Genomic DNA, 25,510 nt, shown 5'->3' on the forward strand with positions numbered 1-25,510 from the left:
CCGCCAAAAATTACTTTGCCGTCGTCACTATTGCCGCAACTCTGCTTTGGTTGCGGTAACTGTCCACACGACCTAGCCGGGACGAAGAAATAACAGGCAATCAACAAAGACAAAACATTCCACGGAGGAAGCCATGAGAGAAGTCGATCATCGAAGCAAATATGATCGCCGCGTCTTCCTGAAGGGCGCGGCGACGGCGGTACCGACCGTCGCCATTGCCACCAGCGCGGGACTGACCATCAGCGATGCCTGGGCCGATGACGCCACCACGCTGACGCCGGCGACCTTGAAGACACTGGTGAAGATGGCGCGCGACATCTATCCGCACGATTTCCTGGGTGACAGCTATTACATCATCGCGATCAAGCCGTGGGACGGCAAGGCGGCCAAGGATCCAGCGATCAAGTCGCTGATCAACGAGGGAGTCGTCAGACTGGACCAGGAGGCCAACGACCGCCACAAGGTCCCCTACGTCCAGGTGCCCTGGGAAGCTGACCGCGTGGTGCTGTTGCAAGGGATCGAGCAAAGCGCATTCTTCCAGAAGATCCGCGGCGATCTCGTCGTCTCCCTCTACAACCAGAAAGAGGTCTGGCCGAAGTTCGGCTATGAGGGCTCGTCCGCCGAGCATGGCGGCTACCTCAAGCGGGGCTTCGCCGACATCGACTGGCTCCCGAAAGCTTAGAGCATGATCCGGAAAAGTGGGTACCGGTTTTCCCTGCGACAAACGCGAAGCGTTTGCGCGGAGATCATGCTCAAAACAAAGTAACGCTCTGGGAGGATCACATGGCAAAATTCGATCTCAATGACAGTGGCGTGGTGGTGATCGTGGGCTCCGGCGCGGGCGGTGGAACGCTCGGCAATGAGCTGGCGCAGAAGGGCGTGAAGGTCGTCATCCTCGAAGCCGGACCGCGCATCGAGAACCAGGACTTCATCAACGACGAGTGGGACAGCTTTGCGCAGCTCGCCTGGTCGGACATGCGCACGACGTCGGGAAGCTGGCGCGTTGCCAAGGACTTTCCGAACCTGCCGGCATGGATCGTGAAGGCGGTCGGCGGCTCGACCACGCATTGGGCCGGCGCGTCGCTGCGCTTCGACGAACATGAGTTCAAGGTCAAGAGCACCTATGGCAGCATCCCCGGCGCCAATCTGCTGGACTGGCCGATCACGCTCGCCGAGATGGAGCCGTATTACGCCAAGGCCGAGAACAAGATGGGCGTGACGCGGACCAACGGCATTCCGGGCCTGCCCGGCAACAACAATTTCAAGGTGCTGGAGGCCGGCGCAAGGAAGCTCGGCTACAAGACCGTGCACACCGGCAACATGGCGATCAACAGCGAACCGCGTGACGGCCGCGGCTCCTGCCAGCAGATCGGCTTCTGCTTCCAGGGCTGCAAGTCGGGCGCGAAATGGTCGACGCTCTACACCGAAATCCCGAAGGGGGAAGCCACCGGCAATCTCGAAGTGCGCCCGGGCAGCATGGTGATCAAAATCGAGCACGATCAATCCGGCAAGGTGACCGGCGTGGTCTATGCCGACGAAAGCGGCGCGATGCAGCGCCAGAAGGCCCGCGTGGTCGCGGTCGCCGGCAATTCGATCGAGAGCCCGCGGCTGCTGCTCAACAGCGCATCGAACATGTTCCCGGATGGGCTCGCCAACTCGTCCGGCCAGGTCGGCCGCAACTACATGCGGCACATGACCGGCAGCGTGTATGCGACCTTCGAGAAATCGGTGCACATGTATCGCGGCACCACGATGGCCGGCATCATCCGCGACGAGGCCAAGAACGATCCCTCACGCGGCTTCGTCGGCGGCTACGAGATGGAGACGCTGTCGCTCGGCCTGCCATTCATGGCTGCCTTCCTCAGTCCCGGCGCATGGGGACGCCCGTTCACCAGTGCGATGGAAGGCTATCCGCGGATGGCCGGCATGTGGCTGGTCGGCGAGGACATGGCGCAGGAGACCAACCGTGTCACGCTTGATCCCAAGGCGAAGGACAAGTTTGGCATGCCGGTCGCGAGCGTGCATTTCGACGATCATCCGAACGATCTCGCGATGCGCGCCCATGCCTACAAGCAGGGTGCCGCGGTCTACGAGGCGGTCGGCGCCACCGTCACCTATCCGACACCGCCCTACCCGAGCACGCACAATCTCGGCACCAACCGGATGAGCGAGAAGGCGAAAGATGGCGTGGTGAACAAATACGGCCAGACCCACGACATCAAGAACCTGTTCATCTCGGATGGCAGCCAGTTCACGAGCGGGGCCGCGTGCAACCCGACGCTGACGATCGTGTCGCTGGCGATCCGGCAGGCCGATCACATCGCCGGCGCAATGCAGCGGAAGGAGATTTAGGCTGATGTCGCGGGGACTCTCCCCGCACTCGAACAGCGTGACTCGCGGAGGCAATCCCCACCCCAACCGTCCCCCTTTCAGGGGGAGGGAGAAGGCGCCTTCTTCACCTCCCCTTGAAAAGGGGAGGTCGGCTTGCGCAACGCGCAAGCCGGGTGGGGATCAGCTCTCTCCGCACGCGCACCTGCACCCGCAGCGCCGTAGCCCGGGTGGAGCGCCGGCGTAACCCGGGACCGTCGGTAGATGTTGATGCAGGAGTCCCGGGCTGCGCGTTTCGCTCGACCCGGGCTGCAAGGTTTGCGAGGGAACCTACTCCGCCGCGTCGAGAATGGCGGGCCTGTCGCGCAACTCGGGCGAGGCTGCGCTCTTGGAGCGATAGATCAGGCAGGAGCAGCGCAGCAGCGAGGCGAAATTATTGACCTCGCCGTGATGGTCGAGCACCTCGTTGTGCAGCGTGGTGAGGAATTTCGCCAGGCTCATCCCCTCCTTCGCCGCGATCTCCTCAAGCGTGTCCCAGAATGCCAGTTCCAGCCGGATCGAGGTGCAATGGCCGCCAAGTCGCAGCGATCTGGTCTGCGATTCGTAATCGCGTTGCGGCTGATGGGCGAACAAATGGCACATGGAATCCTCCCGCCAGATTATAATTTTTCTAAACGATATACCCGGCTGCGCAACCCGACAATCCTGCGCTGCACAGGCAGCGTCCAGCGAATGCCAGTCTCTTCAAGACGATAGGCAGGTCCCGTCCCCAGCGCGGCGTGGATTTCCGGACCGGGCGCATGCATTTGCTGCGGCGCCCGCCTAGAATGCGGCCTTAACCCGAATCGATCTCACGCCATGCCCGTCCGTCAGCTTCCCGAACAGGTCGTCAATCGCATCGCCGCCGGCGAGGTGGTCGAACGTCCCGCGAGCGTGGTCAAGGAACTGGTGGAGAATGCGATCGATGCCGGCGCCAGCCGGATCGACATCTTCACCGATGGCGGTGGACGGCGGCGGATCGGCATCACCGACGACGGCGGCGGCATGACACGCACCGACCTCACGCTTGCGGTCGATCGTCACGCCACCTCAAAACTCGACGACGAGGACCTGCTGCGGATCCGGACGCTGGGGTTCCGCGGCGAGGCGCTGCCTTCGATCGGCGCGGTGGCACGGCTGAACATCGTGACGCGACATGCGAGCGAGCCGCATGCATGGTCGCTCTCGGTTGAAGCCGGCGTGAAATCGGAGATCATGCCCGCGGCGCTCGGCCAGGGCACCCGGGTCGAGGTCGGCGATCTCTTCTATGCGACGCCGGCGCGGCTGAAATTCCTCAAGACCGACCGCACCGAGGCGGAAGCGATCCGCGAGGTGGTGCGGCGGCTGGCGATGGCGCGGCCCGACATCGCCTTCACGCTCGCCGGCGAGGAGCGCGCGCCCGTGACCTGGGCTGCGGCACTGCCCGGCGCCCCCGGACGGCTGACGCGGCTCGGTGATATCCTTGGGGGCGAGTTTCGCTCCTGCGCGATCGAGGTCCGCTCCGAGCGCGAGGGCGTCGTGGTCGAAGGCTTTGCCGCCGCGCCCTCGCTGACGCGGGCGAATGCGCTCGGGCAGTACCTGTTCGTCAACGGTCGCCCGGTGCGCGACAAGCTGATCCTGGGCGCTGTGCGCGCGGCCTATGCCGACTACCTGCCGCGCGACCGCCATCCGGTGGTGGCGCTGTTCGTGACGCTGCCGCCGCAGGAGGTCGACGCCAATGTGCATCCGGCCAAGACCGAGGTGCGCTTCCGCAATGCCGGCCTCGTCCGCGCCCTGATCGTGCATGCGCTCAAAGAAGGCCTCGCGCGCGAGGGAAGGCGCACCGCGGCCAATACTGACGGCGCGGCGCTCTCCGCCTTCCGTCCCTCCTTTGCGCCGTCACCGCCGAGCAATTGGGATTGGCGCCAGTCGCCGGCCTATCCGGTGCGGCCGATGCCTTCATTCGACGGCGCGGCCGCGAACGCGTTGGCCGAACCCGGCCAGGCCGCCTTCGACGTCGGCACGCCCACCGCCGATGTCCGCTTCGAGGCGCAGCTGGCGGCCGACCTGCTCGATCGCCCGCTTGGCGCAGCGCGCACGCAGATCCACGAGACCTACATCGTCTCGCAGACCCGCGACGGGCTCGTCGTGGTGGATCAGCACGCCGCCCATGAACGCATCGTCTATGAAAGGCTGAAGGCGTCGCTGGCCAAAAACGGCGTGCAGCGGCAGATCCTGCTGATCCCCGAGATCGTCGAGCTCGATGAAGCCACCGTCGAGAAACTGCTCGATCGCGCCGAGGAGCTTGCCAGTTACGGGCTTGCGATCGAGTCCTTCGGCCCCGGCGCGGTCGCGGTGCGCGAGACGCCGTCGCTGCTCGGCAAGGCCAATGCGGCCGGGCTGCTCCGCGACCTCGCCGAGCACATGGCCGAATGGGACGAGGCGCTGCCGCTCGAGCGGCGCCTGATGCATGTCGCCGCCACCATGGCCTGCCACGGCTCAGTGCGCGCCGGACGCCGCCTCAAGCCGGAAGAGATGAACGCGTTGTTGCGCGAGATGGAAGACACGCCGAACTCCGGCCAGTGCAACCACGGCCGCCCGACGTACGTGGAATTGAAATTGTCGGATATCGAGAAGCTGTTCGGCAGAAGATGAGGCTGCGTAGGATGGGTAGAGCGCAGCGAAACCCATCAACTTCGGTCGCACGCCGCACGAATGATGGGTTTCGCTTCGCTCTACCCATCCTACGAATTCGAGCTCTTCAAAAACACGAACTCCGTGTCGTCATAGGCGCGGCGCTCCAGCTCCGCGAATCCGTCAGGCGCGGCGAATGCGGCGGCCTTCGCCTCTTCCACCACCACGAGCGCGCCCGGCGTCAGCCACGCACCGTCGCGTAAGGACGCCAGCGCCTTCTCCGCCAATCCCTTGCCGTAGGGCGGATCGAGGAACACCAGCGAGAACGGCTCGACGGGATGCGCAGGCCCGAGATTGGTGGCGTCGCGGCGGAACACTTTTGTCACGCCGCCGAGCCCAAGCGACTCGACATTGTTGCGCAGCAGCGCGCGGGCTTCGGCGCCGTTGTCGACGAACAGCGCGAACTTCGCGCCGCGCGACACCGCCTCGATGCCGAGCGCACCGGTGCCGGCGAAGAGGTCGAGCACGCGCGCGCCCTCGATCGGATCGTCATAAGCGTGGACGAGGATGTTGAACACGGACTCGCGCAATCGATCCGCGGTCGGCCGGATGTCGCGCGAGGATGGCGCGGCCAGGTTGCGGCCCTTCAATCGTCCCCCGACGACGCGCATTCACAACTCTCCGTCATGCCCGGGCTCGACCCGGGCATCCACGTGCTTCAGTCCGCGGCGCGAGAAAGCCGTGGATGGCCGGGTCAAGCCCGGCCATGACGAAGCACTGAGAGCGGACCGATTGCCGCTACGCATCGGCCCGCCTACTCGTCCTTCGGCTTGAAGTCGCGCTTGCCGTGATAGGCGCGCTTGATGCGGCGCGGCGGGCCGTAGCCGGCATTCTCTTCCTCGTTACGAATGCGCGCCTCCTCGCTGCCGGAGCGCTGCACCAGCACGCGGCGGCCCTTGCTGTCGGCAATCACCGCGCGCTTGCTTTTGGGCGGCTTCCTGTCACCTGGCGCATCGTCGTCACCGCCGGCGTGGTGCTCTGGCCGGGCGAAGTCGGCGCCCGCAAGCTTGGCGACCTTCTCGCCGAGTTGCTCGCGCAGCACCCGTGTCTTGACCTCATCGACCTTGCCTTCCTCGAGCTCGCCGAGCTGGAACGGACCGTAGGAGATCCGGATCAGCCGGTTCACCTCGAGGCCGAGATGCGCCATCACATTGCGCACCTCGCGGTTCTTGCCCTCGCGGATCGCAAACACCAGCCAGACGTTCGAGCCCTGGTCGCGCTCCAACGTCGCCTCGATCGGACCGTATTTGATGCCCTCGACCTCGACGCCCTTCTTCAGTTCATCGAGCTGCGCCTGCGTCACCTCGCCATGGGCGCGGACGCGATAGCGGCGCAGCCAGCCGGTGTCGGGCAGTTCGAGCACGCGCGCGAGCCCGCCGTCATTGGTGAGCAGCAGCAATCCCTCGGTGTTGAAATCGAGCCGGCCGACGCTGATCAGCCGCGGCAGGCCTTCGGGCAGATTGTCGAACACGGTCGGACGCCCTTCGGGATCGTCATGGGTCGTCATCAGGCCGCGCGGCTTGTGATACATGAACAATCGCGTCCGCTCGCGCGGCGGCAACGGCTTGCCGTCGACGGCGACGACATCATTGGCGGTGACGTCGAGGGCCGGCGAATTGATGACGCGGCCGTTCACGGTGACGCGCCCCTGCGTCACCATCTCCTCGGCATCGCGGCGCGAGGCAAGGCCGGCACGCGCCAGCACTTTTGCGATCCGCTCGCCGGACTTTTTCGGCTTCGGCTCCGGACGCGGCCGCCGCTCGAAGTCCGCCGGACGTTCGCGATAGGCGCCGCGGCCGCCGAAGGCCGGGCGCTTCGCAAAGATCTTGCTGTCATCCTCATTGTCGCGGCGCGGACGATCGCCGAAACGGCCTTCGCTGCGCGGATGCTCCTGCCAATCGGTCCGCCCCTCGGGGCGCTCGCTGCGACGATCGAACTTGCGATCATCGCGCTCGCGCGGGCGATCGAATTTCGGCCGCTCGCGGAATGGACGATCGCCCTCCTGACGGTCGTCGCGCGAGCGCGAAAAGCGCGGGCGCTCGTCGCCGCCGCGATCGTCGCGCGGGCGGTCATAGCGCGGCTTGTCGAATTTCGGCCGGTCGAAATCGCGCTCGCGCTTCTCCCACGGCTTGGACTCGCCACGCGGCGGACGATCGCCGAAATCCTTGCGCGGTCCACGGTCGCTCTTGCGATCCCCGCCGCGGGAGAATTTCTTGTCGCCACCAAATTTTCTCTCGGGACGCTCGCCAAATGAGCGTTCGCCGCGGGGACCCTCGCCGCGCTCGCGGAACGGTCGCTTCTCGCCGTCGCGGTCGCGCGAAGCGTATGGCTTCCTGTCGCCGAACTTCCGGTCCGAGAAGCGACCGGCCGGTCGGGCATCATCGCGCGGCGCGCGATCATCGCGACCGAATTTCGGACGATCGCCGCGCGGCTTGAAGCTGCGCTCGCCGCGATCCTCGCGCGGGCGGTCGTCGCGCTTGAAGCGCGGCCGGTCGCCAAACTCGCGGCGCGGCGCATCGCCCTCCTCGCGGCGGCGGAATGGGCGATCCTCGCGCTTGCCGCCGAACGAACGCTTCTCACCCTCGTCCCCGTCCCGCCCGTAGCCGCGCTTGGCGAACTTCTTTTCCGGCCCGCGGGGCTTGCCGGAGCGGCCCTTGCCGGGCGCCCCGTCCCGCCGGCCGCGCGGGGAGTCGTTGTGTTTGTCGCGGTCGCGGGGCATGAAAGGTCTCGCTTCTCAAATGTCGGTCAAAAGGCATTTGCGTGCGCCGCTATCGGGCCGCATCTCTTGCAAAGCCGGGTGTCCACTGTTGCTGAAGGCGCAGCTAGTAGCAGGTTTCTTGCGATGATACGAGGCATGACTGCCCCTTCTTTCATGGATTTGGCGCTGAAAACCGCCAAAAACGCCGGAAACGCCGGCGAAGTTCCGATCGGCTGCGTGATCGTGCGAGGCTACGACGTGATCGCCACCGCCGGCAACCGGACCCTCACCGACCGCGACCCGACCGCGCATGCCGAGATTTTGGCGATCCGGCAGGCCGCCGAGGCGATCGGCACCGAGCGATTGGTGGATTGCGACCTCTATGTCACGCTCGAGCCCTGCACCATGTGCGCCGCCGCGATCTCGTTCGCCCGTATCCGCCGGCTCTATTACGGCGCGGCCGACCCCAAGGGCGGCGCGGTCGAATCCGGCGTGCGGTTCTTCTCGCAGCCCACCTGCCACCACCGGCCGGAAATCTATCCCGCCATCGGCGAGCGAGAGGCGGCGGCGCTATTGCGCGAGTTTTTCAGGGAGCGGCGGTGAGTTGCGCCCTGCGCGCGCCCACACACCGCCGTCATCATCCGCGAAGGTGGATGATCCAGTATTCCAGAGACGGTAGTGACTCATCGATAGGCCGCCGCGTACTGGATACCCCGCATTCGCGGGTATGACGGTGGAGATTGCGGCTAGGACGCCAGGAAGAACTCTCGCAATAATTTCGCCGTGGCTTCCGGATTCTCCTCCGTCAGGAAATGACCGGAATCGACCGGCGCGCCGCTGACATTGGTCGCCCACTGCTTCCAGGTGTCGAGCGGCGTCGCCGCGGCACTCGCGATGCCGGCATCGCCCCACAGCGCCAGCATTGGGATCGTGATCTTCTTGCCCGCCTCGAAGTCCGCCTTGTCGATCTCGTAATCGGCATAGGCACCGGCGCGGTAATCCTCGCACATCGCATGCACGCGCGAGGGATCGCGGAAGGGCGCCAGATAATGCTCCAGCGCGCGCGGATCGATGGCATCCAGCGTCTTCGATTTGGTCTGGCTCGCCATCTTGTGGCGGAGGAAGAAATCCGGCGCGCCCAGGATCAGCGTCTCCGGAAACGGGGCCGGCTGCGCCAGGAAGGTCCAGTGATAGATCTTCAGCGCATAGAGCCGGTTGATGCGCTCCCAGTAATTATAGGTCGGCAGGATATCCAGCACCGCGAGCTTGGACAGCCGCCCGGGATGATCGAGCGTCAGCCGGTAGGAGACGCGCCCGCCGCGGTCGTGACCGGCGAGCGCGAATTGTACATGGCCGAGCTTCTCCATCGCCTCGATCAGCGTCTTCGCCATCGCGCGCTTGGTATAGGGCGTGTGGTCCTTGTCGCTGTCAGGCATGTCGGACCAGCCATAGCCCGGCAGGTCGGCGATGATCAGCGTAAATTTGTCGTCGAGCTTTGGCGCCACCGGATGCCACATTACATGCGTGGACGAGAAGCCATGCAGCAACAGCAGCGGCGGCCCCTTGCCGCCGACACGCGCGAAGATGCGGCCGGAGGACGTATTGATCCACTCGGAGGCATAGCCGGGAAACAAATCGGCGAGATCGGACATTCGCGAACACTCCCGTGCATCGGTGTCATTGCCGGGCCTGACCCGGCAATCCATTCTACCAAGAGATTCTTTGAAGATGGATACGCGGGTCAAGCCCGCGTATGACGAGTTCGTCAGACGCCCTTCTCGGCCTCCACCGCCTGCCAGGCGATGTCGCGGCGGCAAAAGCCATCCGGCCAGCGGATGCGGTCGATGGCGGCGTAGGCGCGCTGCTTGGCTTGCGTCACCGTCTCGCCGGATGCGCAGATGTTGAGCACGCGGCCGCCATTGGCGAGGATGGCGCCATCCTTCTCGACCGTGCCGGCATGGAATATCTCGACGCCCTCGATCTGAGCGGCCTCGTCGAGCCCTTCGATGCGCGTACCCTTCTTGTAATCGCCGGGATAGCCCTTCGCCGCCATCACCACCGTCAGCGCCGGCTCGGGGAACCAGCGCAGGTCAAAATTCTTGAGCTGCCCGTCACAGGCAGCCAGGAAGGCCGGCACGATGTCGGACATCATCCGCAGCATCAGCACCTGGCATTCGGGATCGCCGAAGCGGACGTTGTATTCGAACAGTTTTGGGCCCTGCTCTGTCAGCATCACGCCGGCATAGAGCACGCCGCGGAACGGCGTGCCGCGCTGCTTCATGCCGGCAACGGTCGGCAGGATGATCCGCGCCATGATCTGGTCGTGGATCTCAGGCGTCACGAACGGCGTCGGCGAATAGGCGCCCATGCCGCCGGTGTTCGGCCCCTCATCGTGATCGAACACGCGCTTGTGGTCCTGCGCGGAGGCAAGCGGGATTGCGGTCTCGCCGTCGCACAGCGCGAAGAAGCTGATCTCGCGGCCGGACAGGAACTCCTCGATCACGACCTCAGCGCCAGCCGAGCCGAATCCGCCCTCAAACATCATCGCGATCGCCGCTTCCGCCTCGTCCAGCGTTTTTGCGACCACGACGCCCTTGCCCGCCGCGAGTCCGTCGGCCTTGACCACGATCGGCGCGCCCTGCGCCCGCACATAGGCCAGCGCATCATCGGCATTGTCAAAGCGGCGGTAGGCACCGGTTGGAATGTTGAACTCGCTGCAGAGGTCCTTGGTGAACCCCTTGGACCCCTCAAGCTGCGCCGCGAGCCTGCTCGGGCCGAACGCCTTGATGCCGGCGGCAGCGAGATCATCCACGATCCCCGCGGCGAGCGGGATCTCCGGACCGACCACGACGAGATCGACGGCGTTGCGCCTGCAGAACTCAATCACGGCGGAATGATCGGCGACATCGAGCGCCACGCATTCAGCCTCGCGCGCGATCCCGGCGTTGCCCGGGGCGCACCACAGCTTTGTCACCAATGGAGAGGCGGCGATCTTCCACGCCAGCGCATGTTCGCGGCCGCCGGAACCGATCAGGAGAATGTTCATGCGATTGCAGTCAGAATTAAGGGTTGCCGCGCCGTAGCGCGACGGTTTAGCACGGCATCACGCCGCCGCAAGGAATGGCTCCGCTCTGATGTGGATATGTGGCCTGACGGGCTGGTTGGCATCCCAGGACCTTGCGCCCGCGCCTAAAAAGCCCGATTCTAACAAGTGATGACCGCCGCACCGAATCTGCTCAACGCGCCCGAATTCACCGTCTCGGAACTGTCCTCCGCGCTGAAGCGAACGGTGGAGGACCGGTTCGGCCATGTCCGGGTCCGCGGCGAGATCACGGGCTTCCGGGGCCCGCATTCCTCCGGCCATTGCTATTTCGCGCTGAAGGACGAGAACGCGAAGATCGAGGCGGTGATCTGGAAGTTCGCCCACGCCCGCATGCGCTTCAAGCCCCAGGAGGGGCTCGAGGTCATCGCGACCGGCAAGCTCACGACCTATCCGAATTCCTCCAAATACCAGATCGTGATCGAGGCGCTGGAGCCGGCCGGCATCGGCGCGCTGATGGCGCTGATGGAGGAGCGCAAGAAGAAGCTCGCCGCCGAGGGCCTGTTCGACGAGGCACGCAAGCAGCTCCTGCCCTGGCTGCCGGAAGTGATCGGCGTCGTCACCTCGCCGACCGGCGCGGTGATCCGCGATATCCTGCATCGCTTGGAAGACCGCTTTCCGCGCCGCGTGCTGGTGTGGCCGGTAAAGGTGCAGGGCGACGGCTCCGCCGAGCAGGTCGCCGCCGCGATCCGCGGCTTCAACGCGCTGCCGGAGGGCGGAAGGATTCCGCGCCCCGATCTTCTGATCGTCGCGCGCGGCGGCGGTTCGCTCGAAGACCTCTGGTCCTTCAATGAGGAGATCGTGGTTCGCGCCGCCGCCGACAGCATGATCCCGCTGATCTCGGCCGTGGGCCATGAGACCGACATCACGCTGATCGATTTCGCCGCCGACAAGCGGGCGCCGACGCCGACGGCCGCCGCCGAGATGGCGGTGCCGGTACGCAGCGAACTGCTCACCGAAGTCGCTGCACTGGCCCGGCGTGTCTCCGTGTGCTGGCAGCGCGGCCAGGAGGCCCGCCGCAACGAACTGCGAGCCGCGGCGCGCGCGCTGCCGGCGCCGAGCGAGCTGTTGGCGATCCCGCGGCAGCGGCTCGACCATCTCGGCGCAGCATTGCCGCGCGGATTGAAGGCAAACACGCACGCGCATTTCCGCCGCTTCGCCTCCACCAGCGGCCGGCTGACGCTGCGCGTGCTGCACGGGCAGATTTCGCATGCCAGGCAGCGCCTGACCGTCTCGGGCGAGCGCATCGCGCTCTCGGCACGCTCACTGCTGCGCAGCCGGCGCGAGCGCTTTACGGGGCTGGAGGTTCGCTTCAAGGCGTCCAAGCTCGCCAATGCACAGGCGCAGCGCAACGCGATCGTACGGCAGCGCGAACGCACCCATCGGCTCGCCGAGCGCGCGCAGCGCGCCATGGTCACGCTGCTGCAGCGGCTAGATGCACGCGTCGGCCAGAGCGGAAAATTGCTGGCGGCGCTCTCCTATCGCAGCGTGCTGGCGCGCGGCTTTGCGCTGGTGCGCGACGAAGCGGGACATCCCGTGCATGCCGCGGCGAGCGTCGCGCCGAATGCACTTCTGTCGATCGAATTCGCCGACGGCCGCGTGGCTGCTACCGCCGATGGCGATCGCCCCGCCATCGCGGCACCGACGCCTGAGCCGAAGCCGGTCACGCGCGAGTCGAAACCTGCGCCGAAGCGGCTCGTAAAGCCGGTCGACCAGGGCAGCCTTTTCTAGCCTGTAGCCCGGATGGTGGAGCGGAACGCGTAACCCGGGACATTCTGTGCCCGCGTCGCGAGCGGCCCCGGGTTACGCTGGCGCTTCACCCGGGCTACAGGCTCCCTCTCCCGCTTGCGGGGGAGGGCTGGGGTGGGGATGTCTCCGCGATTGACACTCTTTGAGTGGAGAGAGCCCTCACCCGGCGCTACGCACCGACCTCTCCCGCATGCGGGCGAGGTGAAGCGGCTAACGCGAGAGCCAGGCGGCGACTTGCTTCTGCGCGTCGGTGCGAGCTTCAGCATCGGTGCCGATGTGGCCGACCTCGGGCATCGCGGCATCGGCTGTTCCGGCAATCGCCCGCAGCGGCAGGTTGGCGAGATCGAAGTCGTGATAGGCGCCGGGATAGGTGATGATCCGAGCCAGCGCGCTGCGGCCTCGCGCGCCGTCGACCATCTGGTGGCAGGCCGGCGGAGAACTGACATCATCATTGGCGCCGATCATGACCAAGGTCGGCACCCGCGTGCTCCAGCCGAGCCTGGAAGACAGCCGGCAATCCGGATAGAACGCAATCGCCGAGCGGAAATCCGGCTCGGTGCTGCGCGAGGGAAGTTGCGGCCGCACGGCCCACAACAGCGCACTGGCGCCATTGGCCCAGCCGATCAGGCTGATGCGCTCATGCGCCACCCAAGGCTGCTGCATCAGCCATTGCCGCGCCGCCATGATATCGGCGACCCGCTCGCGGCGCGCCAGCACATGCCGTTCCCGGTCCTTGACGCGGCATTGCGGGCCAACCTCGCGCGAGCCATAGCTGTCGGGCAACAGCACGGCGTGGCCAGCCTTGAGCAATTGTTCCGCCCAGTCGCGGTAGCGCGGCAAGACCGGCTCCGAACGCCCGGCGAGACCGCCGCAGCCATGCAGCGCAATCACGGTCGGAAACGGGCCATCGCCGTCGGGCTTGTAGAGCTGCGCGTGCAACGTAAGATTGGCGGCGGGAATATCGACCTGATGCGGCGCAGGCAGCGGCGCGGCCGTCGCGGCGGAAGCCACAGCAATGAACGTCAGGAAAATGGCTGCTGACAAAAACCGCATCTCGATTGGCCGGATCATGGTGGCGCTGCTGACCAAGCGGACCATAGCTGCCAAATTATCATGCAGAATGGCCGCAATTCATCACAAGTCGGTGGTTTAACCTGCGGACATTACAGCCTATTTATGGTAGGTAAAAACCGCAACCCCAACGAGGCCTCGTGTTAAGGCCGGGCGGAGAGTTTCATAGTGCTGAACAAGTTTGGTCCCTCGGGTCATGGCGAAGCGCAGGTGCAATATCTGGATGGCGATTTCCGCGTGGTCTCGCCAGGAACCTATGTGCGCTGCGCCCTCACGGACGTACGGATCCCGCTCGACGAGCTGAAGTACTGGAGCGTCGATCTGCAGGAGGCCTATGCCACCCCGACCGCGGTGCTGCAGCGGCATTTTCCCGCAGCGCTGAAGCAGGGATAGCACTGCCGTAGCGCGGGTGGAGCGCCAGCGTAACCCGGGACCGCTCTCAATTGCTGACGGGGATGTCCCGGGTTGCGCTTCGCTCCACCCGGGCTACGGACTACCGAGCCTGTTTTCGCGCGCCTTGGACAGGCTGCCTGAGACGAACTTTCGCAGCGATGCTGCATCCTCGAACTCCAGCGTCACCGCGAACCGCACCACCGCCTGCGCCCAGACAGGCAGCTCACCGCGCTGTTTGAGCCGCGCCAGATCCTTTTCCGTGGTTACCAATGCCAGCCCGCCGGCTCTCGCGTCCGACAACAGGCTATCGATGTCAGCCTTCGAGAACACGTGGTGATCGGGGAACGCACTCTCTTTGATGACGTCGATGCCGCTGTTGCGGAGGGTGTTGAAGAAGCGCGCGGGATCGCCGATGCCGGCGAAGGCGAGCACACGCCGGCCCTGCAGCGATTTCAGCGATGCATCGTCCGGCCGAAGCCGCGCCGCCAGCACCGGCTTTCCGCGCACGGCAATCTCCATCGCCAGCATCTTTGTAGCAGTGCCGTCGCCGACCACGACGAGCGCGTCGGTACGCGCAACCTGCGGCGCCAGCGGCGCGCGCAACGGGCCGGCCGGAAACACCTTTCCATTGCCGAGGCCACGGTGGCTGTCGATCACGATGATCGAGGCATCCTTCGCAACCGCCGGATTCTGGAAGCCGTCATCCATCACCAGCACGGTCGCTCCCAGCGACTTCACCAGCGCGACGCCTTCGGCACGGTCGCGCGCGACCACGACCGGCAGCCGCTCGGCCAGCATCAGCGGTTCATCGCCGACATCGGCGGCGGAATGCATGGCAGGATCGACCTGCACCGGCCCGCGCAACTGGCCACCATAGCCGCGGCTGAGTACAACAGGCGCTTCGCCGAGCTCGCGCAGCAGCTTCGCCAGTACCAGCACGGTCGGCGTCTTGCCGGCGCCGCCCGTGTGATAATTGCCGACGCAGAGCACGGGAATGCCGGCGTCGATCCCCTTGCGCTGCATACGTCTGGCGGCGATGGCGCCATAGAGCGTGGCGAGCGGCTGCAACAGATGCGATTTTAGGGATGCCGGACCGTGCCAGAAGGCCGGCTCACGCATTGGCGGCTCCCATCTCGATCCGTAACTGCAAGAGATACGGTTCGAGCGCCCCAAGTGTTCGCTCCAGCGCGCCGCCGAGCTGCCGCACCACATGTTCGGCCGCCCCCAGCGAGGCTTCGCGCGCCTTGGCATCGTCCAGCAACTGGCCGAGCTGCTTCACCAGCGCTTCCTGCGTCTCGGCACGCCGCGCACCGCCGGCACGATCGAGCGCCTCATAGACGTCGGTAAAATTGAAGACGTGCGGGCCGTGCACGATCGCTGCGCCAAGCTTCACGGCCTCGATCGGGTTCTGGCCGCCGTGCGGAACCAGCGAACCGCCCATGAACACGATCGGCGCCAATCGATAGAACAGGCCAAGCTCGCCCATGGTGTCGGCGACATAGACGTCGGTGGTCGCAATCGGCAGCTCCTCGCGCGACCGCAGCGCGCTGTGCAGGCCGGCGCCATCGACGACGCGCGCGACCGCCTCGCCGCGATCCGGGTGCCTCGGCACGATCACCGTGAGCAGCGAGGGAAAGAATCCCGCAAGCGCGCGATGCGCTTCCACGAGCTGCTCTTCCTCGCCGGGATGGGTGGAGGCTGCGACCACAATCGGGCGGCCGCGCGTCACCGCCATCAGCCGCTCCAGCTTCGCAGGATCGGCCGGCGGCGCCGCGACGTCGAGCTTGAGGTTGCCGGTGATGACGACGTTGCGACTGCCGAGCGCCGCAAAGCGCTCGGCGTCCATTCCCGACTGGGCCAGGCAGATATCGAAGCGATCGAGCAGGGCCGAGATCGTGTGCGACATCCGCTGCCAGCGCGGAAACGAGCGCTGCGACATTCGTCCGTTGATCAGCACCATCGGCAGGCGGCGCGCGGAGCTCGAAAGAATCAGGTTCGGCCAGAGATCCGACTCGATGAACAGTGCCAGCGACGGCCGCCAGTGATCGAGGAAGCGCGCGACAAAGCGCGGGGAATCATAGGGCACATATTGATGGATGACGTCGGGCGGAAAGCGCTTGGCAACGATCGCCGCCGAGGTGACGGTGCCGGAGGTGAGCAGGATGCGCAAATTGAGCTCGCGCAGCTTCTCGATCAGCGCCGCCGCCGCCAGCACCTCGCCGACGCTGGCGCCATGGATCCATACCAGCGGCCCGTGCGGTCGCACATCGGCGCTGACGCCGCGCCGTTCGCCGACGCGGGCCGGATCCTCCTTGCCGAGCTTCAGCCGCCGCCGGATCAGCGCAGGCGCGAGCGGCACCATCGCGGACGACAGTCTTTGGTAGACCCGCAACGTCATCGGCAGCGAGTTAGCCAAGCGCTCCCTCCGGACGCCCGACGACCGCATAGGCCTTTCGGGTCGCTTCGTTCAGCAAGGCCTCCACCCTGAGCCGCAGCGTTTCCATGGTCTCTGCGTCGGCGTCAGGCGGCACCTCCACGGAATCGATGCCCACCAATGCGCCCCTTCCGAATGGCAAATTGATGGTGGTGGAATCCCAGTTTTTCAACCGGATGAACCGGCTGGTCACCATGGCAAAGGGCATGATCGGCCGGCCCGACTCGCGGGCCAGCATGATGATGCCGAGGCCGGCGACCCGGGCGCGCTTGGGCACGTCGGCGGTGGTCGCGACGTTCCACTTGTCCTCCAGCGCCTGCAGCATCTCCCTGAAAGCGCCGACGCCCCCTTTGCGATGGAAGCCGCCGGAATGGTCCCCCGACCCCCTGATGGTGCCGACGCCGAGCCGCTCGGCCGCGATCGCGTTGAACTCGCCGTCCCGGTGCCGGGATATCAGGACCTTGGCGCGATGGTTTCCCCTGATCCGGATGAAGGGGGTCATCAGGTGCTGGCCGTGCCAGAACACAAAGATGCAGGGCATCTGCGGTTCCACCTGCTCGTAGACGTCAGGCGGCTCAAGGCTGAACCTGTTGGTCAGCCAGACCAGCCGCAGATATTCGGCCGCAAGCAGGCCCAGCGCACGCTGCACGAGGCCGCTGCGCAGGAAATCGCGAATCAGTCGTTTCAAAGGGAGGGCTTTGTGTCTTGACCCGGATCGAGCAGCCGATGGAGGTGGACGATGAAATAGCGCATGTGGGCGTTGTCCACGGTCTGCTGCGCCTTCGCCTTCCAGGCCACGTGGGCGCTGGCGTAGTTCGGATATACGCCGACGATCTCGACCTTATCGAGATCCTTGAAGGTGTTGTGCTGGAGGTCGATCAGCTCGCCACCGATGACGAGATGCAACAATTGCTGCGGCTGGGCACTATCTGACATAATCGTTTTTCCTGATGAGATGCCCGGCAGGGAAGTCCTTTGGCGCGCGGCGGTCAGTGCAACGGGCGGTTGCGAAAATGCTCGACAATACGTGCATGACGATCATGTCCCGCTGCCACCAGCACCCCATGCGCCAGCTCCCGGCGATTATACTCAATCGCATGCCCCGAGAGTGCCGTCATCTTACCATCCGCTTCCTGCACGATCAAATTCGCCGCCGCAAGGTCCCAATCGTGACTATTGCCGCCGGCGAAGGCCGCATCGAGCTCGCCATGCGCGACCCGGCATAGCCGGAGCGCCAGCGAACCGATTCGCGGATGCGGTGTGATCTCCTGCGTCGAAGGGCTCAATCGCTGCAGGAGCGGCTTCGGGCCGGCCATGCGAGAGAAATCGAGATCGGTGCCCGCGGTCACGCGCACCGCGATGCCATTGCGCGTGCTGCCCTGCCCGCGCGCGGCGAAAAAGAACTCCTTGCTGGCGGGTGCGAATACCGCCGCCAGTACGGGCGCGGCATTTTCAACCAGCGCCACGCTGACGCACCAGTCCTCGCGCCCGGCCAGATAGGAACGGGTGCCGTCGATGGGATCGACGATCCACACCATTCGCTTGCCAAGCCGTGCCTGGTCATCGGCGCTCTCCTCCGATAGCCAGCCATAATCGGGCGTTGCCGAGCGCAGGCGCTGCTCGAGCAGGTCATTGACCGCAATATCGGCCTCCGACACCGGCGATGAGGCGCCCTTGATCCAGTTCTTCAATTCGGTGCGAAATAGCGAGAGCGCCAGCGCCCCTGCTTCCCGCACCGCCTCCGCCAGCAGCGCGGCGTCGCGCGCCAGGATCCCGTCGTCCGTATCAGCGTCCGCCAAGCGTCAGTCCCTCGATGCGCAGGGTCGGCGCGTTCACGCTGTAGCGGAATTCCAGATCGTTCGCGGCGACCAGCGATTTGAACATCGCCAGCAGATGGCCTGCGATGGTCACTTCGCTGACGGCATAGGTAATCTCGCCGTTCTCGATCCAGAAGCCCGAGGCGCCGCGGCTGTAGTCGCCGGTCACGCCGTTGACGCCCGAACCGATCAGGTCGGTGACGTAAAAGCCCTGCTTGATATCGGCGATCAATTCCTTCGGCGTCGCCGAGCCGGGCTCGAGATGCAGATTATAGGCCCCCGGCGACGGCACCGAGGAGACGCCGCGATGCGCGTGTCCCGTCGTCACCATGCCGAGCTCGCGCGCGGTGGCGCAATCGAGCAGCCAGGTGGTCAGAACGCCGTCATCGATCAGGGCGGTCTTCTTCACCTTGACGCCTTCGGCATCGAAGGTCTGCGAGCGCAGACCGCGCACCCGCAACGGATCGTCGATGATGCGGATATTGCTGGCGAACAATTGCTGGCCGAGACGATCCTTCAGGAAACTGGTCTTGCGCGCGATCGATGCACCGTTGATGGCGCCGACGAGATGGCCGACGATCGAGTTCGCAACGCGTGGATCGTAGACGACGGGCACCTTGCAGGTCTCGACCTTGCGCGGATTGGTGCGCGCCACCGCGCGCTCCCCCGCCTTGCGGCCGACACTCGCAGGCGAAGCAAGATCGGATGCATGCAACGCGCTCGTGAAATCATAGTCGCGCTCCATGCCGGTGCCCTCGCCCGAGATCGCGGTCATCGAGATGCCGTGGCTCGAGCGCAGGTAGGAACCATGGAAACCGGTCGAGGTCACCAGCACCATGCCGCCGATGCCGGAGGAAGCCGACGCGCCGCCGGATTTGGTCACGCCCTGCACCGCGAGCGCCGCCGCTTCCGCCTCGGTGGCGCGGCGTTCGAGTTCCGCGGTCGAGGGCACGTTGCGATCGAGCAGGTCGAGAGCGGGGAAGTCGCGCGCCAGCAGCGCAGGATCCGCAAGCCCGACATATTTGTCATCGGGCGCAACGCGCGCCATCGCGACCGCGCGCTCGGCAAGCTTGGCGATCCCGTCGCCAGTGACATCATTGGTGGAGACCACCGCCTGGCGCTGACCGACCAGCACGCGCAGGCCGACATCGTCGCCTTCGGAGCGCTCGGACTCCTCGACGCGCCCGTCGCGCACCTCGACGCCTTGCGAAACGCCGCGCACCGCGATCGCATCCGCCGCATCCGCGCCGGCGCGCCTGGCGGCCTCGACAAGACGCTGCGCCAGTTCACTCAAAACCGACTGGTCGAACAGGTCGGTCGCGGACTTTTCGGCAAGCGATGGTGAAGGGTTCACGAACAGATTCCTGACATTGAAGGGCTCAACGCAGCGCGGCGCGCCAAACCCACCAAGTGGGCCGGATTTGCAGCGATTTCAAGCGTTTTGCCGCGCGATGAAGAAGAATTGCTCGAGCGCGGCAAGGTCTTGTCAAGCATGCGCGCCTTTGACGTCTCTTTAACCAGCCTTCTTAAGCTGATCGGGAAACGGCTGCGCTAAGGTCTCGCGCATCGACCGGGAACATAATCCCGGCGGGGAGATAAAGCCGTGAGGCGTCAAACAGCAACAGGCGGGCTCAACCCCGCCGGGTCGGGCCGTGTGCAACGGCTCGACCCGCTTTCTCTTCCGCTCAGCTTCTATGCGCAGGACGTCCGCGCGGATGGTGGCATGCGGCAGGTTGAACTTCACCACGAACGCGTCGTGCTGCGCCGTGCCGTCAAGGGCATGCGGATGGCGATCAATGTTCGCGTCTGCGACTTCATCGGCGTCGCGTTGCGCGATTTGGGCGACGAGCAGATGCTGACGCTCGTCCACCGCGATCCGTCGCTCGCAATCCCGCTTGGCGTCAGTTCCGATCGCGAGGAGATCGAAAGCGCCTGGCAGATGTGGAGCGACGTGCTCCGCCTGCCGCAACTCAGCGAGCAAGCGCCGCGCGAGCCTGCAGCAGCCCGGCGCAGGCGCCGCAACGTCATCCACACGCGCCGCCCGCGCTTCCTGGTACGCCGCCGCCGTGGCCGCCCGCTCGATGCGGGGAATGTCCATCGCGGCGAACGCGAGATCATCGCGCGGGATTGAGCGCCGCTACAACACACACCGTCATTCCGGGGCGCCGCGAAGCGGCGAGCCCGGAATCCATTTTACCACCAGCACATGCGGCCCGATGGATTCCGGGCTCGCGCCAAGAGGCGCGCCCCGGAATGACGAGAGAGTGGTGATTCGGCGCGCCCCGGAATGACCGGGGAAGCGTCAGCGCATCGCGGCATCAATCAGCAATCCGGCGAACAGGATGAGGCCGGCGTCGCGGTTGGACTTGAAGACGCGCAGGCACAAGGCGGGATCGCTGATGTCGAGCCGTCTGATCTGGATCGCCAGATGCAACGCGAAGGCGGCGAGGCCGATCCACGCGAACCAGTGCGCGCCAGCCAGCACGAGCGCTATGCCGATCAGGACCACCGCGAGCGAATAGAACACCACGAGCGCCTTGTGCGTGGCCGCGCCGAACAGGCGTGCGGTCGACTTGATGCCGATCAGCGCGTCGTCCTCGGCGTCCTGATGCGCGTAGATGGTGTCGTAGCCGATCACCCAGGAGATCGAGCCGGCATAGAGCGCAAGCGCTGTCAGATCGATGCGCTCGAGGATGACGGCGAACCCCATCAGAGCGCCCCAGGAGAAGGCGAGCCCCAGCACCACCTGCGGCCACCATGTGATGCGCTTCATGAAGGGATAGATTGCGACGATGACGAGCGAGGCGATGCCGGTCGCGACCGCAAAGCGATTGAACTGCAGCAGCACCACGAGACCGATCAGCGCCTGGGCGACCAGGAAGATCAGCGCCTGCGTCACGCTCACCTGCCCCGCCGGAATCGGCCGCGACCGCGTGCGCTCCACTTTCGCATCGAGATTGCGATCGGTGATGTCGTTCCAGGTGCAGCCCGCGCCGCGCATCACGAAGGCGCCGATGAAGAACAGAACGATCGCAAGCGGGAGCTGGTGACGGTCATGGGCGATGCCGGCGGCGAGCGCCGCCGACCACCAACACGGCATCAACAGAAGCCACGAGCCGATCGGCCGGTCGAAGCGGGAGAGACGCAAGTAAGGCCGCGACCAGAGCGGCGCGTGGCTGTCGACCCAGTTGCCGGTCGCATCGGCAACGCGGGCGGTGACGTCGCTCATCGCGACAGCACGTTGCCGTTCAGCGTGTCAAAGGTGCTGCCGCCCTTGCGCGTCGGCACTGCTTCGGGCGCGGAGGCCGAGCCCAGCACTTCGCTCAAGGTCGGGCCAGCCGGACCGCGCGCCTGTTGCGTTGCCATCTGCTGCGCCACCGCGCAGACCTTCTTCTGCATCGCCTCGGTGTTCTTGTGGCCGTTCTGGAGCTGCTCGAGGATCTGCGGCGGGATTCCGCACTTCGCCGAGTTGTCCTTGACGTATTTCATCATCTTCAGCTCGGCCTGGCTGTAATTGCCGATCAGCTTGCAGGCCTCGTCCGGACCCGCCTTCTTTTCACCGGCGGCCTTGATCAGCTTGCCGCGCCGCTCGGTCTCCTCGCGCAAGGGGACGAAGCCCTTCATGCAGGCGTCCGACGGACCCGCGCCCGCGGACTGGGAGGGTGGCGGTGCAAACCCGGCACCGCCGCCTCCGATCGGTGCCGCTCCCTGGCTCGGGAAGGCCGAAGGCGCGCCGATCGACGCGGACGGGGCCGCGCCGTTCACCGGCGGGAAGGGCGAGGCGTTGGCAGGCGCTGCGGCCTGCTGACCGGGCAGCGGCGCGGGAAACGCGCCCTGCGCAAAAACCTGGCCGGCGTGGAGCACCACGGCGGCGACCGTCAGCGACACCATCAGGCGGGTCATCAAGGATATTTCTCCGGCAGCCGGCTTCCAAACGAAGCACAATTTCCATGCGGCTTTTTACGATTCCAGCCGTTCCTTAACAACCCGTGGATTGGGGCAACAGCGCGGCGTCACGCCGCGCCATCGATCAAAAATAAGCTACAGATTCTAGCGCTTTAGGCTAAAAGCGCGGCCGAGTTGCGTGACGACGGAACATTAACAGATGCCGGACTACGATTTTCGCGCCCCTCGCCTGTTCGTCGATGCGCCCCTGCAAGCGGGCGAAATTGTCGCGCTGGACCGCGACCAGAGCAACTATCTCGGTAACGTATTACGGTTGAAGGCCGGCGACGCCATCCTGGTGTTCAATGGCCGCGACGGCGAATGGCAGGCCGAGCTCAGTGGCCGCAAGCGGGCGGACACGCTGACGGTCCACCGCCAGACCCGGCCGCAGGATCGCCTGCCTGACATCGCCTATGTCTTCGCGCCCTTGAAGCACGCCCGGCTCGACTACACGGTGCAGAAGGCGGTCGAGATGGGCGCCTCGTGCCTGCGGCCGGTCCTGACCCGCTTCACCCAGGTTTCGCGGGTGAACGGCGAGCGGATGCGGGCGAATGTGATCGAGGCGGCCGAGCAATGCGGGATCACGGCCCTCGCCGAGGTCGCCGATCCTGTTACCCTCGAGCGCTTCCTGACCGAGCGTGCGGGCGACCGGCTCCTGGTATTCTGCGACGAGGCCGCCGACCTCGGCGATCCCCTGCAGGCCCTGCAACAGGGGGCCGCCACTGACGGCATCGACGTCTTGATCGGCCCGGAAGGCGGGTTCGCCGAGGAGGAGCGCGCGCTGCTGCTGCGCCAGCCCAGGACCCTCCGGCTGTCGCTGGGGCCGCGGATCCTGCGCGCGGACACCGCGGGGGTCGCGGCGCTGGCCTTGGTGCAGGCGGCGCTCGGGGACTGGCGCCGTAGCCCGGGTGGAGCGCCAGCGTAACCCGGGACCAATGGCAAACGCCGAGGCGGATGTCCCGGGTTGCGCATTCGCTCCACCCGGGCTACGCGCTCATTAAGCGATTTGGCCGATGGTTGTCGAAACGACACTTTTGCCGTGCTAAGGGCTCGCCGCGAACCCTTAAAGCCACTCCGGGAACCCATTTTCGGGCGATTTGGACGTCGAGATGACCGTAACCGCCGCCACACGCGGTGCCGCCTCCTCCGCCGCATGGGCGGATGCACTGCTGTTGTCATTTGCGCAGGCCGGTTACATCAGGTCCGAGCCGGCGATCCTGCAACCGGCCGAGCCGTTCCTCGACCTCTCCGGCGAGGGGATCCGCAAGAGCCTTTACCTCACCACCGACGCCAGCGGCGAGGACCTGTGCCTGCGCCCGGACCTGACGATCCCGGTGGCGCGTGACTACCTCGCCTCGCCGGAGGCCGGAAAGCCGGCCGGTTTCAGCTATCTCGGCCCGGTGTTCCGCTATCGCGGCGGCCAGCCCAGCGAGTTCCTGCAGGCCGGCATCGAATCATTCGGCCGGCAGGACCGCGCCGCGGCGGATGCCGAAATGCTGGCGCTGGCGCTGGAGGCGACGGCGGCGTTCGGACTGACCGACGTCGAGATCCGCACCGGCGACGTCGCCCTGTTCAATGCGCTCATCGAGACGCTTGGACTCTATCCGGTGTGGCGCCGCCGCCTGATCAAGGATTTCAACCGCAAGGTCAACCTCACCGAGGACATCGAACGGCTGACGCTGACCGGCGGCTCCGGCGGTAACGAATATCAGGGCGTGCTGGCCGCCCTTGCCGGCTCCGACCGCAAGGCGGCGCTGGCGCTCGTCACCGACCTGATGTCGATCGCCGGCACCACCAATGTCGGCGGCCGCACCGTCGCCGAGATCGCTGACCGCTTCCTCGAACAGTCGACGCTGAAAGCAGGCGCATTGCCGCGCGATGCGATCGCCACCATCAAGCGCTTCCTGTCGATTGCGGGCGAGCCGGACGAGGCCATCGCGCAACTGCGCGCATTGGCTGAAGACGCGAGGCTCGACCTCTCCGGCGCGATCGACGAGCTCGAACGCCGCGTCGGCTTCATGGCCGCGCGCGGCATCGATACCAGCAAGACCCGCTTCTCGACCTCGTTCGGGCGCGGGCTCGATTACTACACCGGCTTCGAGTTCGAATTGCACGCCAGGGGCAACGGCATCGAGCCGCTGGTCGCCGGCGGCCGCTATGATGGATTGATGACGCAGCTCGGCTCGGCTGAGCCGATCCCGGCGGTCGGCTTCTCCATCTGGATCGAGACGCTGACGCAACATGGCAAGCCTCGCGGCGGAGGCAAGGCATGAGCGCGCCCTTCGTTCTCGCCGTCCCGTCGAAAGGACGTCTGCAGGAAAATGCCGAGGCCTTTTTCGCCCGCGCCGGATTGACGCTGTCGAAGCCCGGCGGCGCACGCGATTATCGCGGCACCATCGCGGGGCTCGACAATGTCGAGATCGCCTATCTCTCGGCGAGCGAGATCGCCTCCCAGCTCGCGCGCGGCATGGTGCATCTCGGCGTCACCGGCGAGGACCTCGTGCGCGAGAGCATCGCCGACGCCGACAAGCGGGTGCACCTGATCGACGGATTGGGTTTCGGCTACGCCAATGTGGTGGTCGCGGTGCCGCAGGCCTGGATCGATGTCCGCACCATGGCCGATCTCGACGACGTCACCACCGGCTTCCGCGAGCAGCATCACCGGCGGATGCGGATCGCGACCAAGTACATCAACCTGACGCGAACCTTCTTCGCCTCGCGCGGCATCCTCGACTATCGCATCGTCGAGAGCGCCGGCGCGACCGAAGGTGCGCCCGCGGTCGGCACGGCGGAGCTGATCGTCGACATCACCACGACCGGCGCGACGCTCGCTGCCAACGGGTTGAAGGTGCTCGACGACGGCGTGATCCTGCGCAGCCAGGCCAACCTCGTCGCCTCGAAAGACGCCGACTGGTCGACCGAGGCCCGCGAGGCCGCGCGCGTCATCCTGGACCACATCGCCGCCCGCGCCCGGGCCAACAAATATCGCGAGGTCCGCACCCGCTTCAAAGGATGCGATGCAGCATTGCTCGCGGAAGCCCATAGCCGCTTCGGCGTGGTCGCCCCGTTCGGCGGGCCGACGTCATCCGGCATGTTGACGCTGCACTGCCCACCGGCGCAGCTCTACGCGCTCGGCAGCTTCCTGCGCGAGCATGGCGCCGATACGGTGTCGGTGGTCTCGCTCGACTACGTCTTTGACCGCGACAATCCGCTGTTCGCCAGGCTCGAGGCCTTCCTGCGGCAATGAGGCGTCCGGTCCGTTC

Annotated in this window: 24 protein-coding genes; 10 read left to right on the forward strand and 14 right to left on the reverse strand. The window is 65.9% G+C overall.

Going from position 1 to position 25,510, the window contains the following annotated elements; genetic code table 11:
* Positions 1-133 precede the first annotated feature (133 nt).
* Positions 134-682, forward strand: coding sequence for a gluconate 2-dehydrogenase subunit 3 family protein (locus ACZXDY_RS27695; RefSeq protein ID WP_464347691.1), 549 nt, complete (start codon positions 134-136; stop codon positions 680-682).
* A gap of 101 nt (positions 683-783) precedes the next feature.
* Positions 784-2,352 carry a GMC family oxidoreductase gene (locus ACZXDY_RS27700; protein ID WP_464347692.1) on the forward strand — a complete coding sequence of 523 codons (1,569 nt, stop codon included), beginning with the start codon at positions 784-786 and terminating at the stop codon, positions 2,350-2,352.
* 306 nt (positions 2,353-2,658) lie between these two features.
* Here ACZXDY_RS27700 and ACZXDY_RS27705 read toward each other — a convergent pair whose 3' ends face one another.
* On the reverse strand, positions 2,659-2,970 hold the full coding sequence (locus tag ACZXDY_RS27705) for a ribbon-helix-helix domain-containing protein (RefSeq protein WP_130230607.1): 312 nt from the start codon (positions 2,968-2,970) through the stop codon (positions 2,659-2,661).
* A gap of 216 nt (positions 2,971-3,186) precedes the next feature.
* On the opposite strand from ACZXDY_RS27705, the gene mutL reads away from it, so the two are divergent.
* Positions 3,187-5,001, forward strand: coding sequence for a DNA mismatch repair endonuclease MutL (gene mutL / locus ACZXDY_RS27710; protein WP_464347693.1), 1,815 nt, complete (start codon positions 3,187-3,189; stop codon positions 4,999-5,001).
* Between the two features lie 89 nt (positions 5,002-5,090).
* Here the strand turns inward: mutL and rsmD are convergent, their stop codons facing one another.
* Entirely contained in the window at positions 5,091-5,651 is a 561-nt protein-coding gene (gene rsmD, locus ACZXDY_RS27715; protein ID WP_464347694.1) for a 16S rRNA (guanine(966)-N(2))-methyltransferase RsmD, read from the reverse strand.
* A 143-nt stretch (positions 5,652-5,794) separates the two neighbouring features.
* On the reverse strand, positions 5,795-7,759 hold the full coding sequence (locus tag ACZXDY_RS27720; RefSeq protein WP_464347695.1) for a pseudouridine synthase: 1,965 nt from the start codon (positions 7,757-7,759) through the stop codon (positions 5,795-5,797).
* Positions 7,760-7,894: 135 nt separating this feature from the next.
* Between ACZXDY_RS27720 and ACZXDY_RS27725 the strand changes: the two genes are divergently transcribed.
* Positions 7,895-8,341 carry a nucleoside deaminase gene (locus ACZXDY_RS27725; protein WP_245287490.1) on the forward strand — a complete coding sequence of 149 codons (447 nt, stop codon included), beginning with the start codon at positions 7,895-7,897 and terminating at the stop codon, positions 8,339-8,341.
* Positions 8,342-8,484: 143 nt separating this feature from the next.
* Here the strand turns inward: ACZXDY_RS27725 and ACZXDY_RS27730 are convergent, their stop codons facing one another.
* Positions 8,485-9,390, reverse strand: a complete 906-nt coding sequence (locus ACZXDY_RS27730; protein ID WP_464347696.1) for an alpha/beta fold hydrolase — start codon at positions 9,388-9,390, stop codon at positions 8,485-8,487.
* Between the two features lie 113 nt (positions 9,391-9,503).
* Positions 9,504-10,784, reverse strand: a complete 1,281-nt coding sequence (purD, locus tag ACZXDY_RS27735; protein ID WP_464347697.1) for a phosphoribosylamine--glycine ligase — start codon at positions 10,782-10,784, stop codon at positions 9,504-9,506.
* 168 nt (positions 10,785-10,952) lie between these two features.
* Here purD and xseA point away from each other — a divergent pair, with 168 nt between their 5' ends.
* Positions 10,953-12,569, forward strand: a complete 1,617-nt coding sequence (xseA, locus tag ACZXDY_RS27740; protein ID WP_464347698.1) for an exodeoxyribonuclease VII large subunit — start codon at positions 10,953-10,955, stop codon at positions 12,567-12,569.
* A gap of 228 nt (positions 12,570-12,797) precedes the next feature.
* Here the strand turns inward: xseA and ACZXDY_RS27745 are convergent, their stop codons facing one another.
* Positions 12,798-13,640: a dienelactone hydrolase family protein gene (locus ACZXDY_RS27745; RefSeq protein ID WP_464347735.1), complete on the reverse strand. Its 843-nt coding sequence runs from the start codon at positions 13,638-13,640 to the stop codon at positions 12,798-12,800.
* Between the two features lie 186 nt (positions 13,641-13,826).
* Here ACZXDY_RS27745 and ACZXDY_RS27750 point away from each other — a divergent pair, with 186 nt between their 5' ends.
* On the forward strand, positions 13,827-14,051 hold the full coding sequence (locus tag ACZXDY_RS27750; protein WP_028166937.1) for a DUF2093 domain-containing protein: 225 nt from the start codon (positions 13,827-13,829) through the stop codon (positions 14,049-14,051).
* Positions 14,052-14,144: 93 nt separating this feature from the next.
* Here the strand turns inward: ACZXDY_RS27750 and lpxK are convergent, their stop codons facing one another.
* The 6 genes from lpxK to ACZXDY_RS27780 are packed head-to-tail and all read right to left on the reverse strand — an operon-like array spanning position 14,145 to position 19,656.
* Positions 14,145-15,170: a tetraacyldisaccharide 4'-kinase gene (gene lpxK / locus ACZXDY_RS27755; RefSeq protein WP_464347699.1), complete on the reverse strand. Its 1,026-nt coding sequence runs from the start codon at positions 15,168-15,170 to the stop codon at positions 14,145-14,147.
* The gene (locus tag ACZXDY_RS27760) at positions 15,163-16,497 is read right to left on the reverse strand and encodes a 3-deoxy-D-manno-octulosonic acid transferase (protein ID WP_130227996.1); all 1,335 of its coding nucleotides are present in this window, start codon (positions 16,495-16,497) and stop codon (positions 15,163-15,165) included. The genes lpxK and ACZXDY_RS27760 overlap by 8 nt, the downstream gene beginning before the upstream one ends.
* Positions 16,460-17,173, reverse strand: coding sequence for a lysophospholipid acyltransferase family protein (locus ACZXDY_RS27765; protein WP_028166940.1), 714 nt, complete (start codon positions 17,171-17,173; stop codon positions 16,460-16,462). The genes ACZXDY_RS27760 and ACZXDY_RS27765 overlap by 38 nt, the downstream gene beginning before the upstream one ends.
* Complete coding sequence (locus tag ACZXDY_RS27770; RefSeq protein ID WP_028166941.1) at positions 17,170-17,421, reverse strand: DUF4170 domain-containing protein; 252 nt, start codon at positions 17,419-17,421, stop codon at positions 17,170-17,172. Before ACZXDY_RS27770 ends, ACZXDY_RS27765 begins: the two co-directional genes overlap by 4 nt.
* 53 nt (positions 17,422-17,474) lie before the next feature.
* Positions 17,475-18,284 (reverse strand): 3'(2'),5'-bisphosphate nucleotidase CysQ, encoded by an 810-nt coding sequence (locus ACZXDY_RS27775; RefSeq protein ID WP_464347700.1) that lies wholly within the window; start codon positions 18,282-18,284, stop codon positions 17,475-17,477.
* Positions 18,271-19,656: a TldD/PmbA family protein gene (locus tag ACZXDY_RS27780; protein WP_464347701.1), complete on the reverse strand. Its 1,386-nt coding sequence runs from the start codon at positions 19,654-19,656 to the stop codon at positions 18,271-18,273. Before ACZXDY_RS27780 ends, ACZXDY_RS27775 begins: the two co-directional genes overlap by 14 nt.
* 249 nt (positions 19,657-19,905) lie before the next feature.
* Between ACZXDY_RS27780 and ACZXDY_RS27785 the strand changes: the two genes are divergently transcribed.
* On the forward strand, positions 19,906-20,433 hold the full coding sequence (locus tag ACZXDY_RS27785; RefSeq protein WP_464347702.1) for a DUF6101 family protein: 528 nt from the start codon (positions 19,906-19,908) through the stop codon (positions 20,431-20,433).
* Between the two features lie 171 nt (positions 20,434-20,604).
* On the opposite strand, the gene ubiA is transcribed toward ACZXDY_RS27785, so the two are convergent.
* Entirely contained in the window at positions 20,605-21,531 is a 927-nt protein-coding gene (gene ubiA / locus ACZXDY_RS27790; protein WP_130228001.1) for a 4-hydroxybenzoate octaprenyltransferase, read from the reverse strand.
* The gene (locus tag ACZXDY_RS27795; RefSeq protein ID WP_028166946.1) at positions 21,528-22,208 is read right to left on the reverse strand and encodes a hypothetical protein; all 681 of its coding nucleotides are present in this window, start codon (positions 22,206-22,208) and stop codon (positions 21,528-21,530) included. Before ACZXDY_RS27795 ends, ubiA begins: the two co-directional genes overlap by 4 nt.
* Before the next feature lie 199 nt (positions 22,209-22,407).
* On the opposite strand from ACZXDY_RS27795, the gene ACZXDY_RS27800 reads away from it, so the two are divergent.
* The 3 genes from ACZXDY_RS27800 (at position 22,408) to hisG (ending at position 25,494) form a co-directional block, all read left to right on the forward strand.
* Positions 22,408-23,172, forward strand: coding sequence for a 16S rRNA (uracil(1498)-N(3))-methyltransferase (locus ACZXDY_RS27800; RefSeq protein ID WP_464347703.1), 765 nt, complete (start codon positions 22,408-22,410; stop codon positions 23,170-23,172).
* Positions 23,173-23,356: 184 nt separating this feature from the next.
* Positions 23,357-24,520 (forward strand): ATP phosphoribosyltransferase regulatory subunit, encoded by a 1,164-nt coding sequence (locus ACZXDY_RS27805; RefSeq protein ID WP_464347704.1) that lies wholly within the window; start codon positions 23,357-23,359, stop codon positions 24,518-24,520.
* Positions 24,517-25,494, forward strand: a complete 978-nt coding sequence (gene hisG, locus ACZXDY_RS27810) for an ATP phosphoribosyltransferase (RefSeq protein WP_464347705.1) — start codon at positions 24,517-24,519, stop codon at positions 25,492-25,494. The genes ACZXDY_RS27805 and hisG overlap by 4 nt, the downstream gene beginning before the upstream one ends.
* Positions 25,495-25,510: the final 16 nt, after the last annotated feature.

This window comes from Bradyrhizobium sp. LeoB3 (genome assembly GCF_055456055.1).